19 protein-coding genes and 1 riboswitch are annotated in these 25760 nt (G+C 74.4%); of the genes, 9 read left to right on the top strand and 10 right to left on the bottom strand.

What is annotated here, in order from left to right:
- Positions 1-21: 21 nt before the first annotated feature.
- From ABZ234_RS10720 to ABZ234_RS10710, 3 genes are all read right to left on the bottom strand, one after another.
- Positions 22-2034, bottom strand: coding sequence for a glycosyl transferase family 2 (locus ABZ234_RS10720; protein ID WP_355011826.1), 2013 nt, complete (start codon positions 2032-2034; stop codon positions 22-24).
- A gap of 47 nt (positions 2035-2081) precedes the next feature.
- On the bottom strand, positions 2082-3122 hold the full coding sequence (locus tag ABZ234_RS10715; protein WP_267946066.1) for a class I SAM-dependent methyltransferase: 1041 nt from the start codon (positions 3120-3122) through the stop codon (positions 2082-2084).
- A 290-nt stretch (positions 3123-3412) separates the two neighbouring features.
- Positions 3413-5470 (bottom strand): acyltransferase family protein, encoded by a 2058-nt coding sequence (locus ABZ234_RS10710; RefSeq protein ID WP_355011825.1) that lies wholly within the window; start codon positions 5468-5470, stop codon positions 3413-3415.
- A 478-nt stretch (positions 5471-5948) separates the two neighbouring features.
- Between ABZ234_RS10710 and ABZ234_RS10705 the strand changes: the two genes are divergently transcribed.
- Positions 5949-6563, top strand: coding sequence for a superoxide dismutase (locus tag ABZ234_RS10705; protein WP_267946068.1), 615 nt, complete (start codon positions 5949-5951; stop codon positions 6561-6563).
- Between the two features lie 170 nt (positions 6564-6733).
- On the opposite strand, the gene ABZ234_RS10700 is transcribed toward ABZ234_RS10705, so the two are convergent.
- The gene (locus ABZ234_RS10700) at positions 6734-8209 is read right to left on the bottom strand and encodes a PLP-dependent aminotransferase family protein (protein WP_355011824.1); all 1476 of its coding nucleotides are present in this window, start codon (positions 8207-8209) and stop codon (positions 6734-6736) included.
- A gap of 80 nt (positions 8210-8289) precedes the next feature.
- On the opposite strand from ABZ234_RS10700, the gene ABZ234_RS10695 reads away from it, so the two are divergent.
- Positions 8290-8808, top strand: coding sequence for a DUF3291 domain-containing protein (locus tag ABZ234_RS10695; RefSeq protein ID WP_355011823.1), 519 nt, complete (start codon positions 8290-8292; stop codon positions 8806-8808).
- 53 nt (positions 8809-8861) lie between these two features.
- On the opposite strand, the gene bioD is transcribed toward ABZ234_RS10695, so the two are convergent.
- Both bioD and ABZ234_RS10685 read right to left on the bottom strand, forming a co-directional pair.
- The gene (gene bioD, locus ABZ234_RS10690; protein ID WP_267946071.1) at positions 8862-9563 is read right to left on the bottom strand and encodes a dethiobiotin synthase; all 702 of its coding nucleotides are present in this window, start codon (positions 9561-9563) and stop codon (positions 8862-8864) included.
- Between the two features lie 156 nt (positions 9564-9719).
- On the bottom strand, positions 9720-11075 hold the full coding sequence (locus ABZ234_RS10685; protein WP_355011822.1) for an adenosylmethionine--8-amino-7-oxononanoate transaminase: 1356 nt from the start codon (positions 11073-11075) through the stop codon (positions 9720-9722).
- A 360-nt stretch (positions 11076-11435) separates the two neighbouring features.
- Here ABZ234_RS10685 and ABZ234_RS10680 point away from each other — a divergent pair, with 360 nt between their 5' ends.
- Together ABZ234_RS10680 and ABZ234_RS10675 are read left to right on the top strand one after the other, a co-directional pair.
- A complete protein-coding gene (locus ABZ234_RS10680) occupies positions 11436-12746 on the top strand; it encodes an aminotransferase class I/II-fold pyridoxal phosphate-dependent enzyme (protein WP_355011836.1) in 1311 nt (436 codons plus the stop codon).
- A 19-nt stretch (positions 12747-12765) separates the two neighbouring features.
- Positions 12766-14103 carry an SGNH/GDSL hydrolase family protein gene (locus ABZ234_RS10675; RefSeq protein ID WP_355011821.1) on the top strand — a complete coding sequence of 446 codons (1338 nt, stop codon included), beginning with the start codon at positions 12766-12768 and terminating at the stop codon, positions 14101-14103.
- A gap of 255 nt (positions 14104-14358) precedes the next feature.
- Here ABZ234_RS10675 and rocD read toward each other — a convergent pair whose 3' ends face one another.
- Positions 14359-15633: an ornithine--oxo-acid transaminase gene (gene rocD, locus ABZ234_RS10670; RefSeq protein ID WP_355011820.1), complete on the bottom strand. Its 1275-nt coding sequence runs from the start codon at positions 15631-15633 to the stop codon at positions 14359-14361.
- A 358-nt stretch (positions 15634-15991) separates the two neighbouring features.
- On the opposite strand from rocD, the gene ABZ234_RS10665 reads away from it, so the two are divergent.
- From ABZ234_RS10665 to thiD, 4 genes are all read left to right on the top strand, one after another.
- Positions 15992-17680, top strand: coding sequence for an acyl-CoA synthetase (locus tag ABZ234_RS10665; RefSeq protein ID WP_355011819.1), 1689 nt, complete (start codon positions 15992-15994; stop codon positions 17678-17680).
- A 411-nt stretch (positions 17681-18091) separates the two neighbouring features.
- Positions 18092-19042, top strand: a complete 951-nt coding sequence (locus ABZ234_RS10660; protein WP_355011818.1) for a DUF368 domain-containing protein — start codon at positions 18092-18094, stop codon at positions 19040-19042.
- Positions 19039-19737: a DedA family protein gene (locus ABZ234_RS10655; protein WP_267946077.1), complete on the top strand. Its 699-nt coding sequence runs from the start codon at positions 19039-19041 to the stop codon at positions 19735-19737. Before ABZ234_RS10660 ends, ABZ234_RS10655 begins: the two co-directional genes overlap by 4 nt.
- A gap of 105 nt (positions 19738-19842) precedes the next feature.
- Positions 19843-19940: riboswitch (TPP riboswitch) on the top strand.
- Positions 19929-20735, top strand: coding sequence for a bifunctional hydroxymethylpyrimidine kinase/phosphomethylpyrimidine kinase (gene thiD / locus ABZ234_RS10650; protein WP_355011817.1), 807 nt, complete (start codon positions 19929-19931; stop codon positions 20733-20735). Its footprint overlaps the riboswitch before it by 12 nt.
- Positions 20736-20867: 132 nt before the next feature.
- Here thiD and ABZ234_RS10645 read toward each other — a convergent pair whose 3' ends face one another.
- Positions 20868-22307: a sodium:alanine symporter family protein gene (locus tag ABZ234_RS10645; protein ID WP_267946079.1), complete on the bottom strand. Its 1440-nt coding sequence runs from the start codon at positions 22305-22307 to the stop codon at positions 20868-20870.
- 237 nt (positions 22308-22544) lie between these two features.
- A complete protein-coding gene (locus ABZ234_RS10640; RefSeq protein ID WP_267946080.1) occupies positions 22545-22790 on the bottom strand; it encodes a DUF6457 domain-containing protein in 246 nt (81 codons plus the stop codon).
- 212 nt (positions 22791-23002) lie between these two features.
- Here ABZ234_RS10640 and ABZ234_RS10635 point away from each other — a divergent pair, with 212 nt between their 5' ends.
- Positions 23003-24172, top strand: coding sequence for a glycosyltransferase family 1 protein (locus tag ABZ234_RS10635; protein WP_355011816.1), 1170 nt, complete (start codon positions 23003-23005; stop codon positions 24170-24172).
- A gap of 151 nt (positions 24173-24323) precedes the next feature.
- Here the strand turns inward: ABZ234_RS10635 and ABZ234_RS10630 are convergent, their stop codons facing one another.
- Positions 24324-25649, bottom strand: coding sequence for a pyridoxal phosphate-dependent aminotransferase (locus tag ABZ234_RS10630; protein ID WP_267946082.1), 1326 nt, complete (start codon positions 25647-25649; stop codon positions 24324-24326).
- Between the last annotated feature and the right edge of the window lie 111 nt (positions 25650-25760).

The following is a 25760-nucleotide window of genomic DNA, read 5'->3' as shown; positions in this document are numbered from 1 at the left end:
CGTGTCCGGTCTCTGTGGTGGTCAACGCTGTCCCCCTGTGTTCTCGGTGATGGACCGGCCGAACTCCGCGGGCTCGCCCTCCAGAAGGGAGCTGGGCCGCCATCCGGCCCACTGCCGGGCGTAGTTGTGCAGGAAGTAGGCCATGTCCTCGGACCAGGTGTGTCCGCCGCCCGTGCGGCGCAGCACGTAGCCCAGCCCGTGGGTGCGGTGGATGCGGCCGCCGCCCCGGGTGACGGCGAGGAGGAGCTGGGTGTCGATCGCCCGGGGCAGCGGCCGGAAGCCGCCCGTCTCCTCCAGCACCACCCGGTCGGTGAGGATGGTGCCCCCGGCGATGAACCTGGTCGCCGTCTCCGACTCGCGGCTGCGCCACACGGTGACGTCCACCTCCTGGAGGTAGACGAAGTCCTGGCCGGTCCCGACCAGCTCCGCGCCGGAGTAGGCGCGGGCCAGGGCCAGGTCGGCCAGGTGGTCGGGTCCGTACCAGTCGTCGTCGTCCCACTTGGCGAGCAGGTCGCCCGAGGCGCGGGCGGCGGAGTCGTTGAGCACCGAGCCGAACACCTGGTCGGCGTCGGCCTCGTGCACCACGATCCGCAGGCCGGTCGCGGCGGCCTCGGCGACGGCGGCGGCCACCCCCGGCAGGTCGGCGGGGAAGCCGTGCAGGGTCAGGACCACCTCCAGGTCCACACCGCGCTGCCGGGCGATCTGGGCGAGGGCGAAGCCGACCATCTCGGGCCGGCGGGTGCACAGGATGACCGAGATCCGGGGGGCGGGCGGGACGGGCACGCCCGCCTCGGCCGCCAGCGACCTCCAGCGGGTGCGCAGGCCGTGGGTGCGCAGTGCGGCGCGGCGCAGCCGGACGCTGTGCTCCTCCCGCCGGAGCCGGTCGGTGAGGTCGGCGTCGGCGGCTCCCTCCAGGAGGTCGCCGAGCGGTCGGCCCAGCCCGGCCGCCCACGCGGGCACGGGCCCGCTGAGCAGGGGGACCCCTCCGGCCGCCAGCGAGGCGACGGCGCGCACGGCCGCCGAGGGGCCGGTGTGCCCGGACCAGTCCACCCGGACCCCGCGCAGGTGGCGCAGGCGGGCCAGGTCGACGTCGGTGACGGTGCCGTCCGGCGCGACGTCGACCAGGACCTTGTCCCCGGCGCGGACGACCGCGCGGTCGCCGTGGGCGGTGAGGTCCCCGAGGGGGCCCTTCTCGGCCTTGGTGAAGCCGACGGGGTTGACGGACAGCTCGTCCACGGGGGCGATCGCGGACACGGGGTCCGGACCGGCCGCCGAGCGCGCCTCGCGCAGGCGGGCGTGGCCGTCCTCGCCCGCCAGGTCCGCCCAGGCGTCCGCGCCGGTGGTGGCGCGGTCCAGGGCGGGCACGGCCGCGTCCTCCCAGGCGGCGCGCCCGCCTCGGGCGGTCACCCGCAGGGCGAGGTCGGCGACGGGGGTGACGCGGCGCAGCGGGACCGGCCCGGTCGCGGGGACCCCGGTGGCGCCGGTGTCACCCGGCCTCCACAGGGCCCCCTCCGGTCCGGAGAGCGCGGCCAGGGGGGCGACCGCGGGGCCGCGGCGGCGTCCCCGGGTCCCGTGCAGGACCGCGTCGAGGACCTCGGCGGTGTCCACCCCGTTGGGGAAGAACAGCTCGCACAGCCAGCCCTGCCGGTCGGCCCTGCGCACCCGGACCTCCTCCAGGTCCCGCCACTGCCCCATGCCCGGGGAGGCGGGCAGCGGCGGGTCCTGGTGTCCGGGGACCGCGACGAGCGCCACGAGGACGTGGGCGGCCCGGGGCAGGTGCACGGCCGTGGTCAGCGCGCGGCGCAGGTCGGTGGTGGTGGCCGCGACGACCGCGACCAGGCCGGCCTCCGGCCGCTCCCCGCCCGGAAGGTCCACCGGCGCGCCCAGGGGGTGGGCGTCCAGGTCGAGGACGAGGTCGGAGGGGCGCGTGGGCAGGCCGGCCAGTCCGGCCCGGGCGCCGGCGCCCGTGTGGCACAGCACGGCGGTTTCGTCCCCGCGGGCACGCAGGGCCTCGCGGAGGGCGGTGGTGATCATCTGGCGACCTCGGTTCGGGGGACGTGGGTCTGGTGCCGGGGCGGGGCTCAGGCGCGGGTGAACACGTGGGCGCCCTTCTCCGCCGCCTCCTCGGTGCGGCGCAGACCGGGGTTCTCGGCGAGCCAGCGGTCGCCCAGCGCCCGCTCGTCGGGGCGGGAGGCGTCGTCCAGGACGATCACGGCGTCCTCGGCGCAGCGCGGCAGCAGGACGGGAACGGCCGGGTAGCGGGCCTGGGAGCCCGTGGCCTCCGGCGGTCCGTCGACGAACAGCAGGCCGATGTCCTCCAGGTCTGCGAGGACGGAGGTGTCGTACCACCGGCGGGCGCCGCCGTCCGGGCCCTCTCCGGCCTCCCCGTCGCCGGGCTCGAACCCGGTGAGCGGGGCGGTGCGGATCTCCACCACGTCCTCCAGGCCGTGCGAGGCCACGAGGGCGCGGCTGAGCTCCGCGTAGCGGGCGTCGTGCTCGATGGCCACGAGGCGGCCCGCGCCCGCGCGCCGCAGCGCGTACCCGATCCACACGCTGGACGATCCGCTGCCGCACTCGACCACGAGTCCGGGACGGCGCCGGTCGATGTCGCGGACGAGCAGTCGCATGACGTCGGGCGAGGCCGCCCAGCCGCGCAGGGGCGGCATGAACGTCGGGGTGTCGAGGTGTTCGCGCAGCTCGGTCCAGGCGACCTGCTGCTCGTAGTCGTTGCGCCCCTGCACGGTGACCGCGTGGGTGACCTCGCGCGCCAGCTTGGGGAGGGAGTGGTCCCGCAGGTGCGTGAGCCGCTCCTTGACCCCGTCCATCGAGTGCGCGGCCTCCAGGCGGTCGCGGCCCAGCGCCTCCGCGACCCTGCGGCTGTGGGTGTCCATCGCCGTGGACACGGAACCGGACAGGCCCTTGACGGTGCGGCGCAGCAGGAGGAGGACCAGGGCCATGAGCGCGACCGCGCCGCCGAGCGCGCCGAGGAGCACGAGGACGGCCGCGTCCACCCACCGGATCAGGCCGAGGAACCCCAGGACCACGGGGACGGCGAGGACGGCGGCACCGCCGACCGCGCCGACGGCCAGGATCGGACGGAGACGTCTGCGAAGCGACCGCATGGGCGGGTACCTCCACGGGAGTTGGCGGCCCGGCACCGCAAGGGTGAACCGAGGGGGACACAGAGGGGGACGATCGGCTTTCTCCACACGGAACGGCCGGTTCCGAACGCTGTTCCGGGAGGAGGAGCGACAAACGGATCAAGCGTTTTCGAGACTAGCCCTTCACGTCGACGGCGAGATGCGCGTGAGTCGAATCGAAACCCGCAGGACGCTCAATTCTCCTTCTGTTCACCCTTCCATCACCATTTACTCATTTCTGCGTATCTGTACCCTTCTCGCCGGAAGGGCGGTCACCATCCGGTGGCGCCGCGCAGGGCCTCGTCCATCACCGGGGCGAGGGTCGCGGAGTAGGTGGCGGTCATGTGGGAGTGGTCCCAGAACACCAGGACGTTCCCGATGACGGCTTCGCACCGCCCTTCCGGGCACACGTACTCGGTGAGGTCCACGGTCGTGACGTTGCCGGGCAGGTCCGCGGCCGCGGCCGGGTCGGCGGCGGCCTGGCTGTAGCCGGCCGGGGACACGCACTCCTCCAGGGGACGGCTCTCCACGCACTCGGCCCCCGCGGTGTCGCGCCGGGGCAGGTCGCGCATGCCGATGACGTCGATGCCCAGCGCGTCCAGCTGCCGCCAGCGCTCCACGAAACCCTCGTGGACCCGCTCCCCGGCCGGGCTGGCCCGGGTGGAGGAGGTGAACACGGCGTCGGGCCGCTCCCGTTCCAGGATCTCCATGGCCTCGGCGTTCCACGCCTCGCACTCGGGAAAGGGCTCCCCGCCCCGGGTGTGGGGGCCCGTGCCGAACTGGCAGCCGCTCTTGGTGAAGGACAGCAGCCGCCACCCGTTGTCCTCGGCCGCCTCCAGGACCGACGGGTACCAGTGCGCGACCCGGGACGCGCCCACCAGGGCCAGGGTGTGCTCGGCGTCGGCCGGCCCGGCGTCGCACACCGTGACCTCGCTCTGCGTGAGCGGCACGTGGCAGCCCCGGGCGTGGTGGGGGGACAGGTCCTGGCTCGCGTCCGCGGGGTCGGGGCGCACCGGCATCTCCTGGAGCAGCAGGGACGGGTCGACCGCCAGCCGGGCCCCGGGGTAGTAGGCGGGTGTGCGCACCTCCTCCGCGCGGGCCTGCTGCTCCTCCTCGATCCGGCCCGACCACAGTGCCGTCGCGGCCAGCACGGGGGCGAGCAGGGCCGCGGCCACCCCCAGCGACCAGGCCGGGGAGCGCCGCCCGGGCGCCCTGGTCAGGCGTTCGACCCCGCCCTCGACGGCCTTGGAGGTGATCAGGGCCAGGAGCAGGGACAGCGCGAGCACGAACACCCCGCCGAGGGGGGACGCCAGGGAGCGGTCCGTCACGGCCAGGTAGCAGACCAGGACCGGCCAGTGCCAGAGGTAGAAGGGGTAGGAGAGCGCGCCCAGGGCCATGAGCGGCTTCCAGGTGAGCAGCCGGTCGGCGCCGAACCGGGTCCCGGAACCGGCCAGGACCACCATGACCGCGGCGCCGGTCGGCCACAGGGCGACGTAGCCGGGGAAGAGCGTGGAGACCTGGAGGAGGACCCCGCAGGAGACGAGCGCGAGCAGGCCCGCCCACCCCAGGACGACCCGCAGGCGCACGGGCAGGTCGATCCGGTGGACGACGAGGGCGAGCAGCCCGCCCAGTGCGGGCTCCCACAGGCGGGCGCCGGTGTCGAAGTACGCCCAGGCCTGGTCGGTCCCGGTGATCCGCACCGAGTAGGCCAGGGACACGGCGAACACCAGGCCCACGACCGCGGGGAAGGCCAGGTCCGACCGTACGCGGAGCCGGGCCGCGACCAGGGCGGTCAGTCCCAGCAGGAGCGGCCAGAGCAGGTAGAACTGGCCCTGGATCGACAGCGACCAGAAGTGCTGGACCGGGCTGGCCGCGGCCTCCCGGGCGAGGTAGTCCACCGCGGCCCGGGCCAGGGCCCAGTTCTCGTGGTAGAGCGCGGCGGCTCTGACCTGCGCGATCACGTCGGTCCACCGCGAGCTCGGCAGCCACAGCCAGGTGGCGGCGAGGGTCGCGGCGAGCACGACGGCCGCCGCCGGGGTGAGTCTGCGGGCCAGTTTGGCCCAGAAGGCGGCGAGCCCGATGCGGCCGTCGCGTTCCAGCGCCCTGACCAGCGACCCCGTGACGAGGAAGCCCGTGAGGAGCAGGAACACGTCCACACCGCCGGAGACCCGGCCGAACCAGACGTGGTAGAAGGCCACGAGGAGTACCGCGACGGCGCGCAGTCCCTCGATCTCGGGGCGGAATCCGCCGCCCTTTCGCGTGCCCGACGGCTCTCGGGAGAGTGGGTTCGTGGTGGCGGGCGCGGGGGCCCCAGCCGCTGAGACGGACATGAGTGGTGAACGGCCTCGAAGAATAGGAAGGTTTTCACCGAACGAGGCGCGGAGCGGGTTCGGTCCCTCGAATTCGGCGCTGAATCATCGCCGATTTCGACACCCCTCCGGTGAATGGCCGGAGAACGCGCGGCCAACGGTCCGCCGACAATCGTGGCGGCTCCCGGACGTAGGCCCGGAACTCCAGGAGAAACCCCTCTCCGTCAGCCGTGTCGGACCGGGCGGGCGTTTTCACCATGAAGGCGATGATTGCGGACGAGCCGCGCGGGGAAGGGCGGTGGAGGGTCCGCCGCGGGCAGCGCCGGCGGGCCGCGGCTCGGCGGCGTCGCGCCGGGGGCGCGGAGCGCGGTTTATTCCCCGGCCGGGGTGTAAAGAGCCTGACACCCGGTGTCCTGCCGTCCGGCTGATAGCTTGCTGCCTAGGCGATCCCATCGCTGCTGAACACGACGAGCCCCGTTCCTGGAAAGGTGCGTCAGAGATGTCTGCGCCATACACGCTTCCCGAACTGCCCTACGACTACGCGGCCCTGGAGCCGTGGATCTCCGGCCAGATCATGGAGCTGCACCACGACAAGCACCACGCTGCCTACGTCACCGGTGCCAACACCGCTCTGGAGAAGCTGGCGGAGGTTCGCGAGTCCGGTGACTACGCCACCGTGAACCTGCACGAGAAGAACCTGGCGTTCCACCTGGGCGGCCACGTCAACCACAGCATCTTCTGGAAGAACCTGTCCGCCGACGGCGGCGACAAGCCCGAGGGCGAGCTGGGCGCGGCCATCGCCGACCAGTTCGGCTCGTTCGACGCCTTCCGCGCGCACTTCGGCGCCGCGGCCTCCGGCCTCCAGGGCTCGGGCTGGGCGATCCTGGCCTGGGACACCCTGGGCCAGCGGCTGATCGTCGAGCAGCTTTACGACCAGCAGGCGAACAGCCCGGTCACCACCCAGCCGCTGCTGATGCTGGACATGTGGGAGCACGCCTTCTACCTCCAGTACAAGAACGTGAAGGCGGAGTACGTCAAGGCGTTCTGGAACGTGGTCAACTGGGCCGACGTCCAGGAGCGCTTCGACGCCGCCCGCAAGGTCCGGCTGGGCTAGACCGTCCTCCGCGGACCGTTCCGGGCCGGCGACCGGCGCGAGCGCCGGGTCCCGCCGGGGGCGTCCGCGGAAGACGCCCCGGACCGCCCTCCGCGGCGCGGCCCGGGCAGTGCGGGGGGCGGCACCACACCGGTGGTGCCGCCCCCGCGTGCGTCCGGGCCGCGCCGCGGTCAGACCACGAGCCGCACGGGGTCCTTCGCCACCGGGCCGTGCCGGCGGAACTCCCGCCAGGCCCGGGAGAGCCGCCAGACCAGCTCCTCCCGGGTACCGGCGTCGAAGGCCACGGGCAGCCGGAAGTACTCCGCGTGCCGGCCGTCGGGGGACGCCGACATGGTGGGGCCCGGCACCAGCTCCACGTCGTGGCAGAGCGCGACCTGGGCGTAGGCGCGGGAGTCCGCGCCGGGCAGGCGCACCCACAGGGCGGCACCCCCGTCCGGCCGCCTCCACTCCCAGTCGGGCAGGGCCTCGCGGAGCAGCCCCTCCATGTGGTCGAGGGCCCCGCGCATCATCTCCGAGCGCTCGTGGGCGAGGCCGGCGTAGTCCTCCAGCAAGCGCACGGCCACCGCCTGGTCCAGGAGGGGGCCGGCGAGGTCGGCGAGGACCTTGCGGCGGCTGAGCCGCAGCGCCATCTCGGCCGGGGCGCGCAGCCACCCCACCCGGAGCCCCGCCCAGGAGACCTTGGACAGGGAGTCGACGCTGATGATCTCGGCCCCCCGCGGGGCGTACGCGGCCAGGGGGGCGGGTTCGTCGGGGGAGCGCAGTCCGGTGTAGGCGGCGTCCTCCAGGATCGGCACCCCGTGGCGGGCGGACAGTTCGCCCAGCTCCCGGCGGCGCGCCGCGGACATCATCGTGCCCGTGGGGTTGTGGTACGAGGGCATGACGTAGATCAGGTGGGGCGCGTGCTCGGCCACGGCCCGGCGCACGCCCACCCCGTCGATGCCCTGGTCGTCCAGGGGCACCGGCAGGAACTCGGCTCCCCGGTCCGCCATCAGGTCCAGACAGCCCGCGAAGCCGGGGTCCTCCACCACCACGGGCGACCCCTCGCGGAGGTAGAGCTGCGAGACCAGGTTGACGGCCTGGTGGGCGCCGGTGGTGACCACGATCTGGTCCGGGGTCGTCGGCAGGTCCAGTCGGCAGTAGTGGTCGGCGATGGCCCGGCGCAGCGCGGGCAGCCCGCGCGGGTGGTACGTGCTCTCGGCCATGAGCGACGGCAGGTCCTCGGCGACGACCCGGCGGATGGCCGCCTCCACCCCGCCCAGGGCGGGGGTGTGGAGGCTGGCGGCCGAGATGAGCCCCTCGTCGCTCTGGAAGAGGTTGCGGTACATGGCGTTGACGCTGCCGGTGCGGCTCCAGCCGTCCGGGCGCACGGGCGCGACCCTGCCGCTGATCCGGGTGCCGCTGCCCTGCCTGCTCTCGAGCAGCCCCTCCGAGCGCAGGGAGTCGTAGGCGGAGACCACCGTCGTGCGGCTGACCCTGAGCGCGGCGGCGAGGACCCGCTCCGAGGGAAGGCGCTCGTTCGGCGCCAGGGTGCCCTGGGCCACGAGATCGCGCAGGGAGTCCGCGAGGCGCCGGTAGAGGGGGCCCTCCCCCCGGGACCAGGTGCCGAGGACGTCGGCGAGGTCGGCGGGCTTCCGCGAAGAGTCCATTTACCGCTCCATTGGATCTGTGGGGAAGCCCCCGGGGCTTCCATAATGGCATTGGAGAACAGAGCACCACCAGAGCCAAGGTGGACCGCTTCATCGAGGTCCACTTCTCGATCGGAGTCGTCGTGAACCTCCTCGCCCAGCACCCCCGCACCGTCGCCGACCACCCGCGCACACCGCACCGAACCCGGGCGGCGCAGGGCGCCCGGGAGGGACGGCCGCTCCTGGCCGAGTCTCGCACGGTCCGGGGCGACCGCCGGTACCTCGCCCCGCTCGCCGCCGCGCTGCGGAAGCGGGCCGCCGGGGGAGACGGAGCCCCCGAAGAGGTCCACTTCTCCGACGGAGGGGACCGCATACACGTCATCGCGCTGTGGCGCTCACCGACGGACCTGCGGGAGTTCGTGGAGGCGTCCCACGGCGACTTCCTGGACTTCCGGGCGCTGACCGGCGCCTTCCCCCGGGTCGGACGCGTGCTGTGGTGGGCGGCGGACGGCGCCGCGGTGACCCCGGAGGAGGCCGCGGCCCGCGCGGAGCACCTGCGCGAGCACGGTCCGCGTCCGCACGCGTTCACGCTCACCTCCCCGGTCCCCGCCCCGGCCTGAGGGCCCGCGTCGTACGGACCACCGGGGGCCGGCGGCGGGACGGCCCCGCGCGGTCAGCGCAACCCCTCCACCGTCCAGGTCCCGCCCAGCCCGGGCGCCAGGGAGCGGCTCGCCACCTCGGCGAACCCGGCCGGGTCCAGGCCGCCGGTGCTCTCCGGCACCGCCCCCTCCAGCGGCCCCGCCCCCATCCCGGGCAGATCGGTGAGGTTGCAGCGCATCGCCAGGTCCGGCCGCTCCGGCCAGGACCCCACCACGACGCCCGCCGGATGCAGCCCCCGTGTGCGCAGCGCCTCGCCGGTCAGCGCGGTCTCGTTCAGCGTTCCCAGGTCCGGCCGGGCGACCACGAGCACGGGCGCGGACAGCAGCACGGCCGCGTCGGCGAGGGTCTGGCCCTCGGCGTTCAACCGGACCAGGAGCCCGCCGGCCCCCTCCACCAGCACCAGTTCGTGGTCTCCGAGCAGCTCCCACACCGCGTCCGCCACGTGTTCGGCCCGGACCGCGGGCGCCCCGCAGCGCGCGGCGGCCGTGGCGGGCGCCAGGGGGTCGGGGTAGCGGGCCAGCTCGACGGCGGTCACTCCGGGCACGAGCCCGGCGACCACGTCAACGTCACCCCGCTCGGCCGGTCCCACCCCGGTCTGGGCGGGCTTGAGCACCGCCACCCGGCGCCCGGCGGCCCGCGCCAGAGCGGCCACGGCGGCCGTGACCACGGTCTTGCCGACCTCGGTTCCGGTTCCTGTCACCATCAGGACGGTCACCGGCACCACACTCTCTCCCCGTCACGGCCCACGCGGCTCCTCACCTGTCCTCCCGTCACCGATCATCCTGAACCCGCACTCTTCCCCGAGAGGGGGAGCCCAAGCACGGCCCCTGCCCCGCGCACCGGTGAGGGGCGCCCCGGGCCCGGCCCCCGCTCACGCCCCGCCGTCGGCGGCGGCCGCGGAGGCCTCCGCGGCGGCGACCATCCCCGCGGCGACCACGGCCACGTCCCCGGCGGTACAGGTGTAGGGGGGCATGGCGTACACGAGCTCGCGGAAGGGCCGGAGCCACACCCCCGCCTCCACCGCGGCGCGCGTGGCCTCGCGCATCCGCACCGGGGCCTCCAGCTCCACCACCCCGATCGCGCCGAGCACCCGTACCTCCCGCACCCCGGGCGCCCCCTCGAGCGGGGCGAGGCCCGCGCGCAGACCGGCCCCGATCCGTGCCACGTCGTCCCTCCAGCCGCCCCCGGCGAGCAGGTCCACCGAGGCCGCGGCCGTCGCGCAGGCCAGCGGGTTGCCCATGAAGGTGGGGCCGTGGGCGAGGACCGGCTCCTCCCCCTCGGCGATGCCCCGGGCCACGCGCCCCGTGCACAGGGTGGCGGCGAGGGACATGTACCCGCCCGTCAGCGCCTTGCCCAGGCACATCACGTCGGGGGCCACCCCCGCGTGGTCCGCGGCGAACAGCTCGCCCGTGCGGCCGAAGCCCGTGGCGATCTCGTCGAACACCAGCAGCAGCCCGTGCCCGTCCGCGATCCTGCGCAGCTCCCGCAGATATCCCGGGTGGTGGAAACGCATCCCCCCGGCGCCCTGCACCACGGGTTCCACGATGATCGCGGCCAGCTCACGGGCGTGCTCGGCGGCCACCCGCTCGAACTCCTCCACGTAGCCGGGGTCGGGAGGGGCGTCGAACCCGCCGGGCGGCGCAGGCGCGTACACCTGGGCGGGCAGGAGGTCGCCCCACAGGGCGTGCATGCCCCCGTCCGGGTCGCAGACGCTCATCGCGTGGAACGTGTCCCCGTGGTACCCGCCCCTCCAGGTGAGGAACCGCCGCCTCTCCGGGCTCCCCGAGGAGCGGTGGTACTGGAGGCACATCTTCATGGCGACCTCCACCGACACCGACCCGGAGTCGGCGAGGAAGACGTGCTCCAGGGGCTCCGGCGCGATCCCCACGAGCGCCTCGGCGAGCTCGGCGGCCGGGCCGTGCGTGAGCCCCCCGAACATGACGTGGCTGAACGCGTCCACCTGCCGCCGCACCGCCGCGTCGAGCACGGGGTGGCGGTACCCGTGGATCGCCGACCACCAGGACGCCATCCCGTCGACCACCCGGTGGGACCTCCCGTCCGCCCACAGGGTCAGCCGGGTCCCCTCCGCCTCGGTGACCACGTACGGCGGCTCGGCCGGGGGCACCGTGGAGTAGGGGTGCCACAGGCGCGCCATGTCGGTGTCCCTGACCCGGCGGGGGCCGGACCCGGCCCGCGGTCGGACCGCTCCTGTGTCTGTGCGCGTCATGGTGCCCCATTGTTCACCCGGGCCGGGCGTGGGCCCCCGGGCCGTCCCGCCAGGAATCCGCGCGGAACTTTGTGGGCTTCCGCCGGTGACGGCCGGACCCGCGGGCGGGCAGAGTCGTAGACGCCTCCCTGGCACGCAGGACCGGACCGCCCCAGCGGAATTGGCCGCCGCTGGGCCGGTCCCTCCCCGGGAGGCCCTCGCGCCGTCCCGGCCGACCGGGCCGGCCGTCCGGCCTCCCCGCCGCCCCGCCCCGCAGGACGGCCCCGGGGCGCGCGATCCGACCCGGGACCGCTCGTCCGCCTCCCCCGCCCCCACCGGAGTGTGACCCGCACCGACCACCGCACCGAGGAGCCCGCGCTCATGCCGAGCACCGCCGCCACCGCACCGCCCCGCCGCCCGTGGACCCTGCGCGCCAGGCGCCCGCCCTCCCCTGCGGGGACCCCGGTGCGCGCGGACCCCGGGCCCTCCACCGCCGCGTCCCCCCGCCACCCCTTCGGCTGGCTGGACGGCACCGCCCGGATCCGCGCGGCCGCCGGGCTGTCCCGGCGCACCGCCCCCAGGGCCGCCGACGACGGCCTCCTGGACCTGGCGGGCAACGACTACCTGGGCCTGCTCCGCCACCCCGACGTGGTCGGCGCGGCGGCCGACGCGGCCCGTGCGTGGGGCGCGGGCGCCGGGGGCTCGCGCCTGGTCTCCGGCGACACCGACCTCCACCAGGAGCTGGAGCGCGAGCTCGCCGCCTTCTACGGCACGGAGTCCGCCCTCGTGTTCTCCTCCGGGTACGCGGCGAACCTGGCGATGGTCACCGCTCTGGCCTCACGCGACGGCGGCGACACGCCCCTGCTGGTGTGCGACCGGCACAACCACGCCTCCCTCATCGACGCGACGCGGCTGGCGAAGGCCTCCGGAGCGCGGGTCGCCGTCTTCGACCACGCCGACCCGGACCGTGCGGCGGAGGCTCTCGCCCCGGCGCGGGGCCGTGCGCTGGTGCTGAGCGACGCCGTGTTCTCGGTGGACGGCGACCTCGCCGACGCGGCGGCGCTCGCCCGGACGGCGCGCCGGCACGGCGCGGCACTCCTGCTGGACGACGCGCACGGACTGGGCGTGGTGGGGCCGGGCGGCCGGGGGACGCCGACCGCCGCCGGCCTGCGGGGCGCGGACGACGTGGTGGTGTCGGTGACCCTGTCCAAGTCCCTCGGCGCGCAGGGCGGTGCGGTCCTCGGACCGCGGCGCGTGGTCCGGCACCTGGTCGAGACCGCCCGCACCTTCGTCTTCGACACCGGTCTCGCACCGGCCTCGGCGGGAGCGGCGCTGGCGGCCCTGCGCGTGCTGGTCGCGGAGCCGGGGCGTGCCGCCGCGGTCCGGGACCGGGCCCGGCGGCTGTCCGAGGGGCTGCGCGAGCGCGGCCTGGACGCGAGCCGTCCCGACGCCGCCGTGGTCTCGGTCGGGGCGCCCTCGCCCGAGGCCGCGGTGGCGTGGCGGGCCGCGTGCCTCGCCGAGGGGGTGCGGGTGGGGTGCTTCCGCCCGCCGTCGGTCCCCGACGGCAGGTCCAGGCTGCGGCTGACCGCCCGCGCGACACTCGGTGACGGCGACCTCGACCGTGTGCTGGCCGTCGTCGGATCGACCCGCTCCCCGGTACCCTTGCGGAGGGAATCAGGAGCCGTCCGGTAGGCGGGAGGCGGTATCGGCAGTGGCAGCACGTGGTGAAGACCCGCAGACGCCGGAACCTGTGCCCGACGACCCCTCCGCCGTCGGGGGGACCGGCTCCCCGAAGAGCCCGGCCCCCCGGGACGGCGGCCCCTCCGGAGGACCCGGCGACGCTTCCCCGGGCGCGGGCGGCGGGGGCCCCTCGGGGCCGCGCGCACGGCGGCGCGGGGCCCGCGCCGCGGTCGCCGTCTCCCTCGTGCTCGTCCTCGCCCTGGTCGTCACCCTCACCGTGCCCGCCACGCGCGAGGGGCTGATGGGGCTCTGGTGCGACGCCACCGGCGGCGTGTGCCCCGGGGAGGAGCTCCCCCCGATCACCGAGGACGAGGAGTCCGACTGGCGGGTCCGGATGGAACCGGAGGACGCCGCGCTCTGGGGCAACTACGTGGCCCTGGGCGACTCCTACTCCTCGGGGGACGGCGCGGGCGACTACGACCCGGCCACCGCCGAGCCGGGCGGCTGCTGGCGCTCCGAGAACGCCTACCCCAAGGTCATCGGTGAGGAGTTCGACTTCTCGGGCTCGCTGGCCTTCTACGCGTGCAGCACCCACAAGGGCGAGGACATGCTCGGCCAGATCGGCACGCCCGAGTCCCAGATCGAGCGGGTCACCGAGAACACGTCCCTGGTCACCCTCGGCATCGGCGGCAACGACCTGGGGTTCACCCCCGTCCTGCGCACCTGCATCGTGCGGATGCCGCTGCTGGAGAGCAGCGTCTGCGTCGAGCAGGAGGAGGACCTGGAGCGCCGGATGGACGCGTTCGAGGAGACCCTCGCCGAGGTGCTCGGCGAGATCCGCGACCGCGCGCCCGACGCCCGCGTGCTCGTGCTGGGGTACCCCCGGCTGTTCCCCGAGGAGCCGCCGGGCATGTACTACACGCTGACCGTGAGCGACCAGGTCTGGTTGAACTCCCTGGCCCAGCGCTTCAACGAGCGCATCCGCGACGGCGTCTACGAGGTGGACGGCGAGGTGTACGGCGGTCGCCGCACCGGCAGCGTCGAGTACGTGAACACCTTCTCCGCCCTCAACGGGTACGAGGTGAGCGCGGAGGAGTCCTGGTTGAACGGCATCGTGCTCGGCCAGCTGGGCGAGGGCCTGCGCGTGGACCGGGCCAGCTTCCACCCCACCGCCCAGGGCCAGATGTCCATCGCCGAACGCGTGCGCCTCCAGATCCTGGAAGGGCCCGAACGCACCCTGTACGTGTCCCGGGAGACCCTGGAGGACGTCGACCCGGAACAGCTGATGTCGGAGCTGGGCGGACCCCTGGACCCGGTCCGCGTCCCGGAGCCCTCCGGGTCGCCGGCCAACGAGGCCGACGCGCCCTAGACGTGTTCCGCGGAGCATTCCGGGCACGCGGGAGGCGGGAGGCCCGCCGACGGCGGGGTGGGACCGGTGGTGCAGCCATCCGGTGGACGCCTCCCGCCCCTCGGCCCCGGACCGGCAGGTGGCGTAGGCCCGCGCCCGGACCGGGGTCCGGTCGACGCGCCCGGCCTTGCCGTCGGTCCGGGGCCGGCGGGGCCGGGCGCCCCGCGCGGCGGCCGGAGGGGCCCCGTCACAGCGGAGCCCCCTCCGGCCGGTCCGCTACCGCTCAGCCCTGAGTTCCTCCAGGACCTCGCCGAACCGGTCCAGACCCCAGTTGAGGTCCTCCTCGCTGATCACGAGGGGCGGCGACATGCGCACCGTGGAACCGTGGGTGTCCTTGACCAGGACGCCGTGCTCGGCGAGGCGCCTGCACAGCTCCTTGCCGGAGGCGAGTCGCGGGTCGACGTCGATGCCCGCCCACAGGCCGATGCTGCGCGTGGACACCACCCCGTTGCCGACGAACTCCTTCAGGCGGCGCTTGAGCACCTCGCCGAGGCGGCGCGTGTTGTCCAGGTAGGGCCCCTCGGTGAGCATCCGGACGACCGTGGCCCCCACCGCGCCGGCCATCGGGTTGCCGCCGAACGTGCTCCCGTGCTGGCCCGGCCGGATCACGCCGAGCACGTCCTCGTCGGCGACCATCGCCGACACGGGCAGGATGCCTCCGCCCAGCGCCTTGCCGAACAGGTAGGCGTCGGGGACCACCCCGCTGTGCTCGCAGGCGCGGACGGTGCCGGTGCGGCCGAGACCGGACTGCACCTCGTCAGCGATGAACAGCACCCGGTTGGCGTCGCAGATCTCCCGCACCCGGGGCAGGTAGTCCGCAGGGGGCACGATCACGCCCGCCTCGCCCTGGACCGGCTCGATGAGGACCGCCGCCGTGGTGTCGTCGACGGCCTCCTCCACGGCCGCGGCGTCGCCGTACGGCACCGACCGGAAGCCCGGGGTGTAGGGGCCGAAGCCCGTCCTGGCCTCCGGGTCGGACGAGAACGAGATGACCGTGGTGGTGCGGCCGTGGAAGTTGGCCCCCGCCACGACGATGGTCGCCCGGTTCTCCGGGATGCCCTTGACCTCGTAGCCCCACTTGCGGGCCACCTTGATGCCGGTCTCCACCGCCTCGGCGCCGGTGTTCATCGGCAGGACCTTCTCCTTGCCGACCATGTCGGCGAGGGCGCTCACCCAGGGGCCGAACTGGTCGTTGTAGAAGGCGCGGCTGGTGAGCGTGACCCGGTCCAGCTGCCGGTGCGCCGCCGCCAGCAGGTCGGGGTTGTGGTGGCCGAAGTTCATGGCCGAGTATCCGGCCAGGCAGTCCAGGTACTTCCTTCCCTCGACGTCCGTGACCCAGGCTCCGCGGCCCTCGGCGATCACGACGGGAAGGGGTGAGTAGTTGTGCGCGGATCGCGCCTGTGCCAGCGCGATGTGCTCGGCGCTGGAGAATCCCTGTCCGCCGGGGTTTCCGGCGGAGTCCTGCTGGCCCAGATTCTGGGTGTTGTCCATCTAGCCGCTCCGATCACCATTGACCGATGTCAGACAGTAGATACCCACCGGACGGCCCTGTAGAGCCCTCCGGCGGAGGTCCCCACGAGTTGAGCAGATGATCCGGCGGGCCCACAAGGGGTGAGGCGTATCACAGATCGCCGCCGGGGCCCGGAAACCGTGCGGGAGGCCTCCTCCCGACCCCCTGAGCGGCCCCCCTCTCATCCGTGGTGACCTGGTACGACACCCTGGGTGACGCGCTCCACAGCCCCGACGGCGATCGGCTCCTCCCCCGAGGGGTACCGTCGCACCAACGAGCCACAGTGCCGCCGCGAGCCCCTCCGCCGTGGACGGCCCGTCGACCGATGGGAGGTCGGGCGTGCCCACCTCAGTGCCCCCGGTGTCCGCGGACGCCCCGTTCTCCCTCGCGGCGCTGCTCGCCGCGGTCACCGACGCCGTCCCCGACCGGACGGCCCTGGTCGCCGGGCCCCGGCGCCTCACGTACCGGGCCCTGCACGACCGCTCCGTCCGCCTCGCCCGCCACCTGGTCGGCGCGGGCGTGGGCCGCGGCGAGCACGTCGCGATCCTGGCCTTCAACCGCGCCGAGTGGATGGAGTCCTTCCTCGGCGTTCTGCGCGCGGGAGCGGTCCCGGTCAACGTCAACTACCGCTACGTCGCGGGCGAGCTGCGGCACGTCCTGGCCGACTCGCACGCGGTCGCGCTGATCGCGGAGGACTCCCTGGCGTCCACGGTCGAGGCCGTGCTCCCGGACCTCCCCCGGCTCCGCCACGTGGTGCTCGTCTCCGACGGCTCCGTGCGCGGCGCCGAGGGGGTCGGCTACGAGGAGGCGCTGGCCGCCGCGCCGGAGGGCGCGGCCCTTCCTCCGACCAGCGGCGAGGACCACTACCTGCTCTACACCGGGGGCACCACCGGTTACCCCAAGGGGGTGCTGTGGCGGCAGGCCGACATCTTCCGCGCCGCCCTGGAGCGGCGCTCCCCCGGCGCCCCCCGGGCCCGGACCCTGGACGACGTGGCCGGGCGCGCCGCCCGGTGCTTCCCCCAGCGCATGCTGGTGCTCGGCCCGCTCATGCACGCCGCCGGGCAGTGGAACGCCCTGAGCATGCTGCTGTGCGGCAAGCAGGTGGTGCTGTCCACCGACCGCAGCTTCCGGCCCGACCGGGTGCTGGAGACGGCGCACCGGGAGGGCGTGCACACGGTCCAGCTGGTGGGCGACGCCATGGCCCGCCCGCTGGCCCGGCACCTGCTCACCGAACCCGGCCTGTGCCCGGACCTGACCGCCGTCCGCTCCGGCGGCACACCGCTCACCCCGCAGGTGCGCGGCCTGTGGCGCGCCTGGCGCGAGGACATCGTCCTGGCCGACTCCTACGGGGGGTCGGAGACGGGCGTGTGCGGTTCGGCGACCGCCGCGGAGGGGAGCGGCGGGCCGGACGGCTCCGTGTCCCTGGAGGGGGCCGCCGACGCCCGCAGCTTCACGATGGGCGGCAGCATCGCGGTGCTGGACCAGGCGCTGCGCCCGCTCCCGCCGGGTTCGCCCGAGGTCGGCCGGATCGCGCGCACCGGCCGGATCCCGCTCGGCTACTACAACGACCCCATCACGACGGCCCGTACCTTCCCCACCGACGCCGACGGGCGCCGCTGGGCCCTGTCCGGCGACTTCGGGGCGCGGGCCGGGGACGGGTCGATCGTCCTCCTGGGGCGCGGGAGCGCCGTCATCAACACCGCCGGGGAGAAGGTGTACCCGGAGGAGGTGGAGGCCGCCCTGAAGGCGCACCCCTCGGTGGAGGACGCGATCGTGGTGCCCGCCTCGGACGAGCGGCTCGGCCAGAGGGTGACGGCCCTGGTCTCCCTCGCCGCGGGGGCCCGCCTGGAGGAGGCCGCCCTGCTGGACCACTGCCGCGTGCGCCTGGCGGGGTTCAAGGTCCCGAGGACCGTCCACTTCGTGGACCGGGTGCGGCGCACGGCCGTCGGCAAGCAGGACTACCGGTGGGCGGCGTCGGTGGCCCGGGACGAGGGCGGGGTCCCGCGCCCGAGCCCGCTGCGGTACTGACGGCCGCGGTCCGCGGAACCGCCCGGCGCGGGGGCGGGGACGGCGGCCGGCCTGTGGAGGGCCACACCCTGTCACTGAGACGAAGCACAGTTTTCGGATGCTGTCCGGCGGCCCTGCTACAGGGCCGAAAATTACGTCATTCCAGGACAAAGGCCACGTAAGGGTTCTGCCAGGCCTCGCTTTGGCGGCTCCACACGGGGTGCGGTCGTCCACAACTCTCCTCAGCGCCTGCCCACAGCGGCCTCCGCCCCTTGTACCTTAGATCCCGACGGCCGCAATCTCCGGCCGATTCGGACAGTCTCCTTTTCGCCTCATCCCCACCCGTCGCACATTCGCGTGCGCGGGCGAGACCCTTAGGACGGAGGAAGGCGCACCTCTCCCGGACTCCCCGGGTAGCGTCCAACCACCCAGATGGCCAATTCCGCAGGCTCCTACCTCCTCGACGCGGTGCGCGGCGGCGCCGTGGGCGCCTCCGAAGCCCTTCCGGGCATCAGCGGCGGGACCGTCGCCCTCATCGTCGGCCTCTACGACAAGCTCATCGGCGGCGCGGGCCACATGGTCAGCGGGATCAAGCGGTACGTCACGGACGTCCCGCGCGGGCGCGGCAGGGCCCGCGCGCAGGAGCAGTTCCGACAGGTGGACTGGAGCGTCCTGGTTCCCGCGCTGGTCGGCATGGCCGTGTTCCTGGTCCTGGCCGCCCTCCTCCTGGCGCCGCTCGTCGACGCCTACACCCGGTACGCCTACGCCCTGTTCTTCGGCCTCGTCCTGGCGTGCCTGTGGATCCCCTACTCCGGGGCGGGCCGCCCCTGGAGGGCCGGGCACTACGCCGTGGCACTGGTGTTCGCCGTGGCCGCCTTCGTGCTCACCGGGCTGCCGGGCGCCAACCTGCCGACCCACCCGGCGGTCGTCTTCCTCGCCGCCGCGGTGGCCGTCTGCGCGCTCGTCCTGCCGGGGCTGTCCGGCTCCTTCATCCTGCTCACACTCGGGCTCTACGAGCCGACGATCAGCGCGGTCGGCGACCTGGACATCGCCTACCTGGCCGTCTTCGCCCTGGGCATGCTCACCGGCCTGTCCCTGTTCGTGAAGCTGCTCCAGCACCTCCTGGAGAACTTCCAACACATGACCCTCGTTGTACTCACCGGCCTCATGGCCGGTTCGCTGCGCGCCCTGTGGCCGTGGCAGACCGAGTCCCGCGAGGTCGTCACCCCCACCGACGTCCCTGTGACAGTCGTCTTCATCGTCGCCGGTTTCGTGATCGTGACCGCGGCCATCGTCTGGGAGCGCCGCAAGCGCTCCCGGGCCGAGGCCGCCCGCGTCGCGGCCGGCGTCCGACCGGAAAGAACGGAAAGCCACTTCTCATGACAGCGAATCTGTGGACGGCGTCGAACCTGGCGATGGAAGGCGAGGTCGTCCACGAGTACGAGGGCTTCATCGGCTGGGTGCTGAGCCTGATGACGACCCTGGGCGAGCCCGGCGTCGGCGTGGCCCTGTTCATCGAGACCTTCTTCCCCCCGATGCCGAGCGAGGCGGTCCTGCCCGGTGCGGGCTTCCTCGCCTACGACGGGCACATGAACGTCTGGCTCGCCATCCTGTGGGCCACGATCGGCTGCCTGGTCGGCGCCTGGGGCTTCTACGCGATCGGCGCCCTGCTGGGCCGGGACCGCACCAAGTGGCTGGTGGAGAAGACCCCCCTGCTCGAGGTCGAGGACTTCTACAAGGCCGAGCGCTTCTTCGCCCGTTTCGGCGGCCTCGCCGTGCTCCTGGGCCGGTGCGTGCCGCTGGTGCGCAGCTTCATCTCGGTCCCCGCCGGCATCGAGCGGATGCCCATCCTCAAGTTCTCCGTGTACACCGTGATCGGCTCCGCCGTCTGGAACTCGATCTGGATCGGACTCGGCTACGCCTTCGGCCCGGCCATCAAGCCGATCCTGGTGCAGTGGAGCGGCCTCATCAGCAACATCGTGCTGGTCGTCATCGCCCTGCTGTTCCTGTGGTTCGTCATCGTCCGCGTCCGCAAGCTGCTCAAGGCCCGGTCCGCGGACAACGCCCCCACCCTCTGAACGGCGCCGGCAGCCGTACGGGCCCCTCGGGTCCGCGCGTCCGGAACACATACGCCGACCCCCTCGGGTCGGCCGCACACTGAGCGGGGCCGCCCACGCGGCGGCCCCGACGGCGCGGGGTGCCGGTGAGTCCACCGGCTGAGAGCACACCCGTCGAACCTGCCCTAGTTCGTACTAGCGAAGGAACGCCCATGAGCGCGTACAACATCGTGTCCATCGCCGGCAGCGACCCCAGCGGGGGCGCCGGGATCCAGGCGGACCTCAAGGCCTTCTCCGCACACGGCGCCTTCGGCATGACCGTGGTCGCGGCCCTCACCGCCCAGTCCACGCGCGGCGTCACCGGGGTCCACCCGATCCCCGCCGATTTCGTCGCCCACCAGATGGACACCCTCTTCTCCGACGCCACGGTGCACGCGGTCAAGGTCGGCATGCTCGGCACGGCCGAGGTCACCGAGGCCGTCGCCGAGGCGATCGGGCGCCACGGACTGCCCCACGTGGTGGTGGACCCGGTGATGGTGGCCAAGAGCGGCGACCGCCTGCTGGAGCCCTCCGCCGTCGACGCGCTGCGCACCCGGCTGCTGCCCCGGGCGGACCTGGTCACGCCGAACCTGCCCGAGGCGGCCGACCTGCTGGACGAGCCGGAGGCGGCCGACCTGGCGGCGATGCACGAGCAGGCCCTCCGGCTGCTGGAGTTCGGTCCGCGCGCGGTCCTGCTCAAGGGAGGCCACCTGGCCGGAGAGGACTGCGTCGACATCCTCGTGGCCAAGGGCTCCGCCCCGGTCGAGTTCCGCTCGCCGAGGGTCCGCACCCGCAACACGCACGGCACGGGGTGCACCCTGTCCTCCTCGATCGCGGCCCTGCTTCCGCAGCGGCCGGACACGGCCTCCGCCGTGGGCGACGCCAAGGTCTACCTGACCGAGGCGCTCCGGCGGGCGGACGAGATCGACGCCGGAGGCGGGCAGGGGCCCGTGCACCACTTCCACGCCTGGTGGAAGTAGGACCCGCCGACCGGGGGGCGGCACCGACGCCCTCCCCCGCGGGACCGGGCCCGGCGGAGCGGCGCGTCCGCCTCCGCCGGGCCCGGCCGCGTTCGCGGAGGCCGGGGGCCCGGCGGGCCGCCGGTCGTGCCGCTACCCCCGTACGGGCTCCATGACCGCGTCCGGGTCCCGCCAGTCCGGGTGGGCGAAGAACTTCCTCGTCTCCGCGACGACCACCGGGGACAGCAGGAGCAGCCCGATCAGGTTGGGCAGGGCCATGAGGCCGTTGGCGATGTCGCTGAACAGCCACACCGCGTCGATCTGCGCCGTGGCGCCGACGTAGACGACCGCGATGAACAGCAGCCGGTAGGGCACGACGAGCGAGCGCCCCGCCAGGTACACGACGCACCTCTCGCCGTAGTAGGCCCAGCCGAGGATGGTCGTGTAGGCGAAGACCACCACCGCGCAGGCGACGAACACGGGACCCAGGCCCGCCAGGTCCGGGCTGATCCGGCCGAGGCCGGCCTCCATCGCGGAGGTGGTGAGCAGGACCCCCTTGTCGCTGCCCTCCACCCCCGCGGCGTCGGGGTCCTGCCACACCCCGGTCGTGATGATCATCATCGCGGTCAGGGTCAGCATGATCACGGTGTCGACGAAGGTCTGCGTCATCGCGACGAGGGCCTGGCGGACCGGCTGGTCGGTCCTGGCCGCGGCGGCGGCGATGGCGCCGGTGCCCATGCCGGACTCGTTCGAGAAGATGCCGCGGGAGACGCCCTGGCGGATGACGTACATCAGGGTGGCGCCCGCGAACCCGCCCGCCGCGGAGGTGCCGGTGAAGGCGTCGCCGAGGACCAGTGCGAAGGCGGGGCCGATCCGGTCGTGGTGCACCGCCAGGACCAGCAGGTTCATGAGGACGAAGCCGATGATCATGAACGGGACCACGGCGGAGGCGACCCGGCCGATCCCCTTGATCCCGCCGAGGACGACCACGGCGGTCAGCAGCATCAGGACCACGCCGACGGCCCGCTGGTCGGCGCCGGTGGCGTCGTTGACCGCCTCGGCCACGGCGTTGGCCTGGGTGCCGTTGCCGATGCCGAAGGCGGCCACCGCCCCGAAGACGGCGAACGAGCAGCCGAGGAGGACGCCGAGCCCTCCGGGGAGGCCCCGGCGCAGGTAGTACATCGGGCCGCCGGCCTGCTCGCCCCTCTCGTCCGTGACCCGGTACTTCACCCCGAGCAGGGCCTCGCTGTACTTGGTGGCCATGCCCAGGACGCCGGTGACCCACATCCAGAAGAGGGCTCCCGGTCCGCCGAGTCCGATGGCCAGGCCCACCCCGGCGATGTTGCCGACGCCGGTCGTCGCGGCCAGGGCGGTGTTGAGGGCCTGGAAGTGCGAGATGTCGCCCCTGAGGTCCTCGCCGACCTCCTCCCGCCGGACGAGGGCGAGCCACAGGGCGTGGGCGAGCCGGGTGAACTGGAGCGCCCGCAGCCGGATCGTCAGGTAGACCCCGGTGACCAGCAGCAGCGGGAGGAGGACGAGCGGACCCCAGACGATGCCGCTCAGTACTCCGGCCATGTCGAGCAGCAGGTCCACGGGGGTCTCCGTCTCGGTGCGCGCGTCGGCCCGGCGCCACCGGCACGGCGAGGCGGGGTCCGGCGGTCCGGGGGGGTCGTGCCGACGGTAGTGGACACCGCGCGGTGTCGCCAGGAAATCGCGGCAACACGCGGCGGAGCCGTGTCCCCCGCTCCCCGGGGCCCCCTCACCGGGGGCCGGGGGACGCCCGCCCTCCGGACGCTCCGGTCCCCGCAGGCGCGTGTGGGCGGGCAGTGGTCAGGAGTCGTCCTTGTGGGAGAGGGCGAGCCTGCTCAACACCTCGGCGGCCCGGACCGGGTCGGCGCCCCGGCCCACGGCGATGCCGAGCAGGTAGGTGGTGAGCGGGGCGGCGGGGCGGGCCACCGAGTGGGCGGCGTCCTTGGCGAGGTCGAGGACGCGGTCGACGTCCTCCTTGCCCAGGGGCTCCGTACCGGTCAGTTCCAGTTCACGGCGGACGGCTTCCGCCCATTCGACGAGGGTCACCGGGCGACTCCTAGGAGAGGGATGGCGGTCACGTCAGGCGATCATAGCCACCCGGGTGTCACCGGGCGGCCACAGGCGCGCGCGGGCGGGTCACCGTCCGATCGCCCGACCCACGCCTGCGCTTCGGGAGGGGTTCCCCCCGTGCCGGACCGCGGTTCACCCGGCGGTCCTAGTGTCGGCACCAGCCTTCCCCCGGCGTTGGGAGCCCCCGCATGCCACCGACCGAGCCCTCTCAGCCGCTTCGCGTGGCGATCGTGACGGAGTCCTTCCTCCCCCAGGTCAACGGGGTGACCAACTCCGTCTGCCGGGTCGCCGACCTGCTCGCCTCGCGCGGGCACCGGGCCCTCGTCCTGGCTCCCGGCCCCGGACCGTCCTCCTACGCGGGCTTCCCCGTGGTCCGCATGCCCTCGCTCCCCCTTCCCTTCTACCGGGACTTCCCCGTGGGCCTTCCCGCCCGGCGCACGATGACCGCGGCCGTCCGCGCCTTCGCCCCCGACGTGCTGCACCTGGCCTCGCCCGCCCTGCTCGGGTCCGCGGCGGTGGAGACCGCCCGCCGCTGGGCCCTCCCGACGGTGGCGGTGTTCCAGACCGACCTCCCCGGCTTCGCGGCGCGCTACGGCCTGCCCGGCGGCGACGGCGTCTGGTCCCTGCTCAAGCGCACGCACTCCGCCGTCGACCGCACGCTCGTCCCCTCCTCGGCCGCCATGGAGGCGCTGTCCGGGCGCGGGTTCCCCCGGCTGGACCTGTGGCGGCGCGGTGTCGACGCCCGCCGGTTCTCCCCCGCCCACCGCGACGACGGCCTGCGCCGCAGGCTCGCGCCGAACGGCGAGACCGTCGTGGGCTACGTGGGGAGGCTGGCCCGGGACAAACGGGTCGACCTGCTCGCCCACGTGGCCCGCCTGCGCAACATCAGGCTGGTCGTGGTCGGGGACGGCCCCGAGCGCTCCCGCCTGCGCCGCCGCCTGCCCGACGCCGTCTTCACCGGGCAGCGCACGGGCTCCGAGCTGTCCCGGCTGTACGCGTCGATGGACGTGTTCGTCCACACGGGGGCCGACGAGACGTTCTGCCAGGCCGTCCAGGAGGCGCTGGCCTCGGGGGTTCCGGTGGTCGCCCCTGCCGCGGGCGGGCCGCTGGACCTGGTCGTCCCCGAGCACAACGGGCTCCTGTTCGCGCCGGACTCGGTCCGCGAGCTGCGCGTGGCGGTCGGGCGACTGGCCCACAACAGGGCCGTGCGGGAGAGGATGGCCGGGCGGGCCCGCACCTCGGTGGAGCACCGCAGCTGGGAGGCGGTCGGCGACCAGCTCATCGGCCACTACCGAGCGGTGATCGCGCCCAGCCGCGAGCTGGCGGCGCGGGGGACCGACACCGCGCGGTCCGCCTGAGCGCTTCCGGTCGGCGGGACGGCCGCGGGCGGGGGCCGGAGCGGCCCGTCACCGGACAGGGCTCCGGCCTCCCCCGGAAGGAGCGTCCGGGGGAGGCCGGAAGAGTGTGCGCCCGCCCCGCCCCCTTCCACGGGGCGGACGCCGGGATGGTCTAGCCGACGGTCTGGGCGGTGGCCCGGGCCCGCGTGACGACGGCGCCGGGAGCGGCGTCGAGCAGCATGGCGAGGACCTCGTCGAGCCTGTCCAGGTGGGCGCGGATCCAGGGCAGGGCCAGCGGGTCCGTGGCGGCGAGCGCGGTGTAGCGGCGCTCCTCGGACTCCCCGTAGAGGAGGCTGGTGGCGACCCTCATGCGCAGGGCCCCGGCCCCCTCGCCGAATTCGAGGGCGGGCAGGACGCCCATGCCGAAGCGGTCCAGGAGCAGCCCGGTCAGCGCCGGTCCGGTGGTCACGCCGTGCAGGGCGGCCAGTCTCCCGCGGACCGGCTCGAAGTCGGGGTAGAGGTAGAACGCGGCGCGCGGGGCGGCGACGGTCGCGCCGGCGCGCTCGAAGGCCCCGGCGACCGCGCGGGCCACGATGCCGTGCAGGCGGCTGCTGCGGTCGATGTGGTCGACGAGTTCGGCGGGCTCGGTGAAGGCGTGGGAGGCGGCCTCCTGGACGGGGGCGGCGGGGCTGGACCAGATCTCGCTGGCCACGCCCAGCAGCCCGCCGCGCAGCCGATGGCCGGCCTCGGAGTCGGGAAGGCGCAGCACGCCGATCCGCCATCCGCCCAGGGCGAGGTTCTTGCTCAGGCCGGTGGAGATGACGGTGCGCTCGGGCGCGTACTCGGCGGGGCTGTGGATCTCGACGGGGTCCTCGCCCGGGCCCGCCGGATGCACCAGGTCCCGGTAGATCTCGTCGGAGATGATCAGCAGGTCGAGCTCGCGCGCCACCTCGGAGAGCCTGCGGACGGTGTCGGCGTCGGCCACGGTCCCGGTGGGGTTGTCCGGCAGGGTGACGACGACGGCGTTGACCGTCCGCCCCTCCTCGCGGGCGGCGGTCACCGCGGCGTGCAGGAGGTCGGGCTGCGGCACGCCGCCCTGGCCGGTGGCCGTGGGGACCAGGATCGGCCGCTGGCCGACCAGGCGGCTCTGCGCGGCGTAGCTGACCCAGCTGGGCGCGGCGATCGCGGTGTCGCCGCCGATCTCCAGCAGGAGGCTGTACAGGAGCGGCTTGCTACCGGGGCCGGCGATGACCAGGCCGGGGTCGGTGGGCAGTCCGCGGCGTTCCCAGTAGCCCGCCGCGGCCTCCCGCAGGGCCGCCGACCCGGCGACGGGACCGTAGGCGTTGGCGCCGTTGCCGGCGGAGAGCCGGTCGCGCATGACCGGGTGGACCGGGAGCCCGGCCTCGCCGAAGCCGAGCGGCAGAACGCGCACCCCCTGGCGCCGCTTCTCGGCGAGGGCTTCGTTGACGGCAAGGGTGGCGGACACAGTGACGGTCATGGACGACTCATCTCCGGCTCATCGTTCGGCGCTCGACCGCGCCTCGGTGCGGCGGTCTGTCATGCCTCACCCTGCCCCGCTCCGGCCATCAGTACAAGCGAGTCTTTTCGA

The organism is Nocardiopsis sp. NPDC006198 (assembly GCF_040613895.1).
Classification (GTDB): domain Bacteria; phylum Actinomycetota; class Actinomycetes; order Streptosporangiales; family Streptosporangiaceae; genus Nocardiopsis; species Nocardiopsis tropica.
Note: the sequence above shows the minus strand (reverse complement) of the source record. Positions and strands in the feature narration are given on the sequence as shown.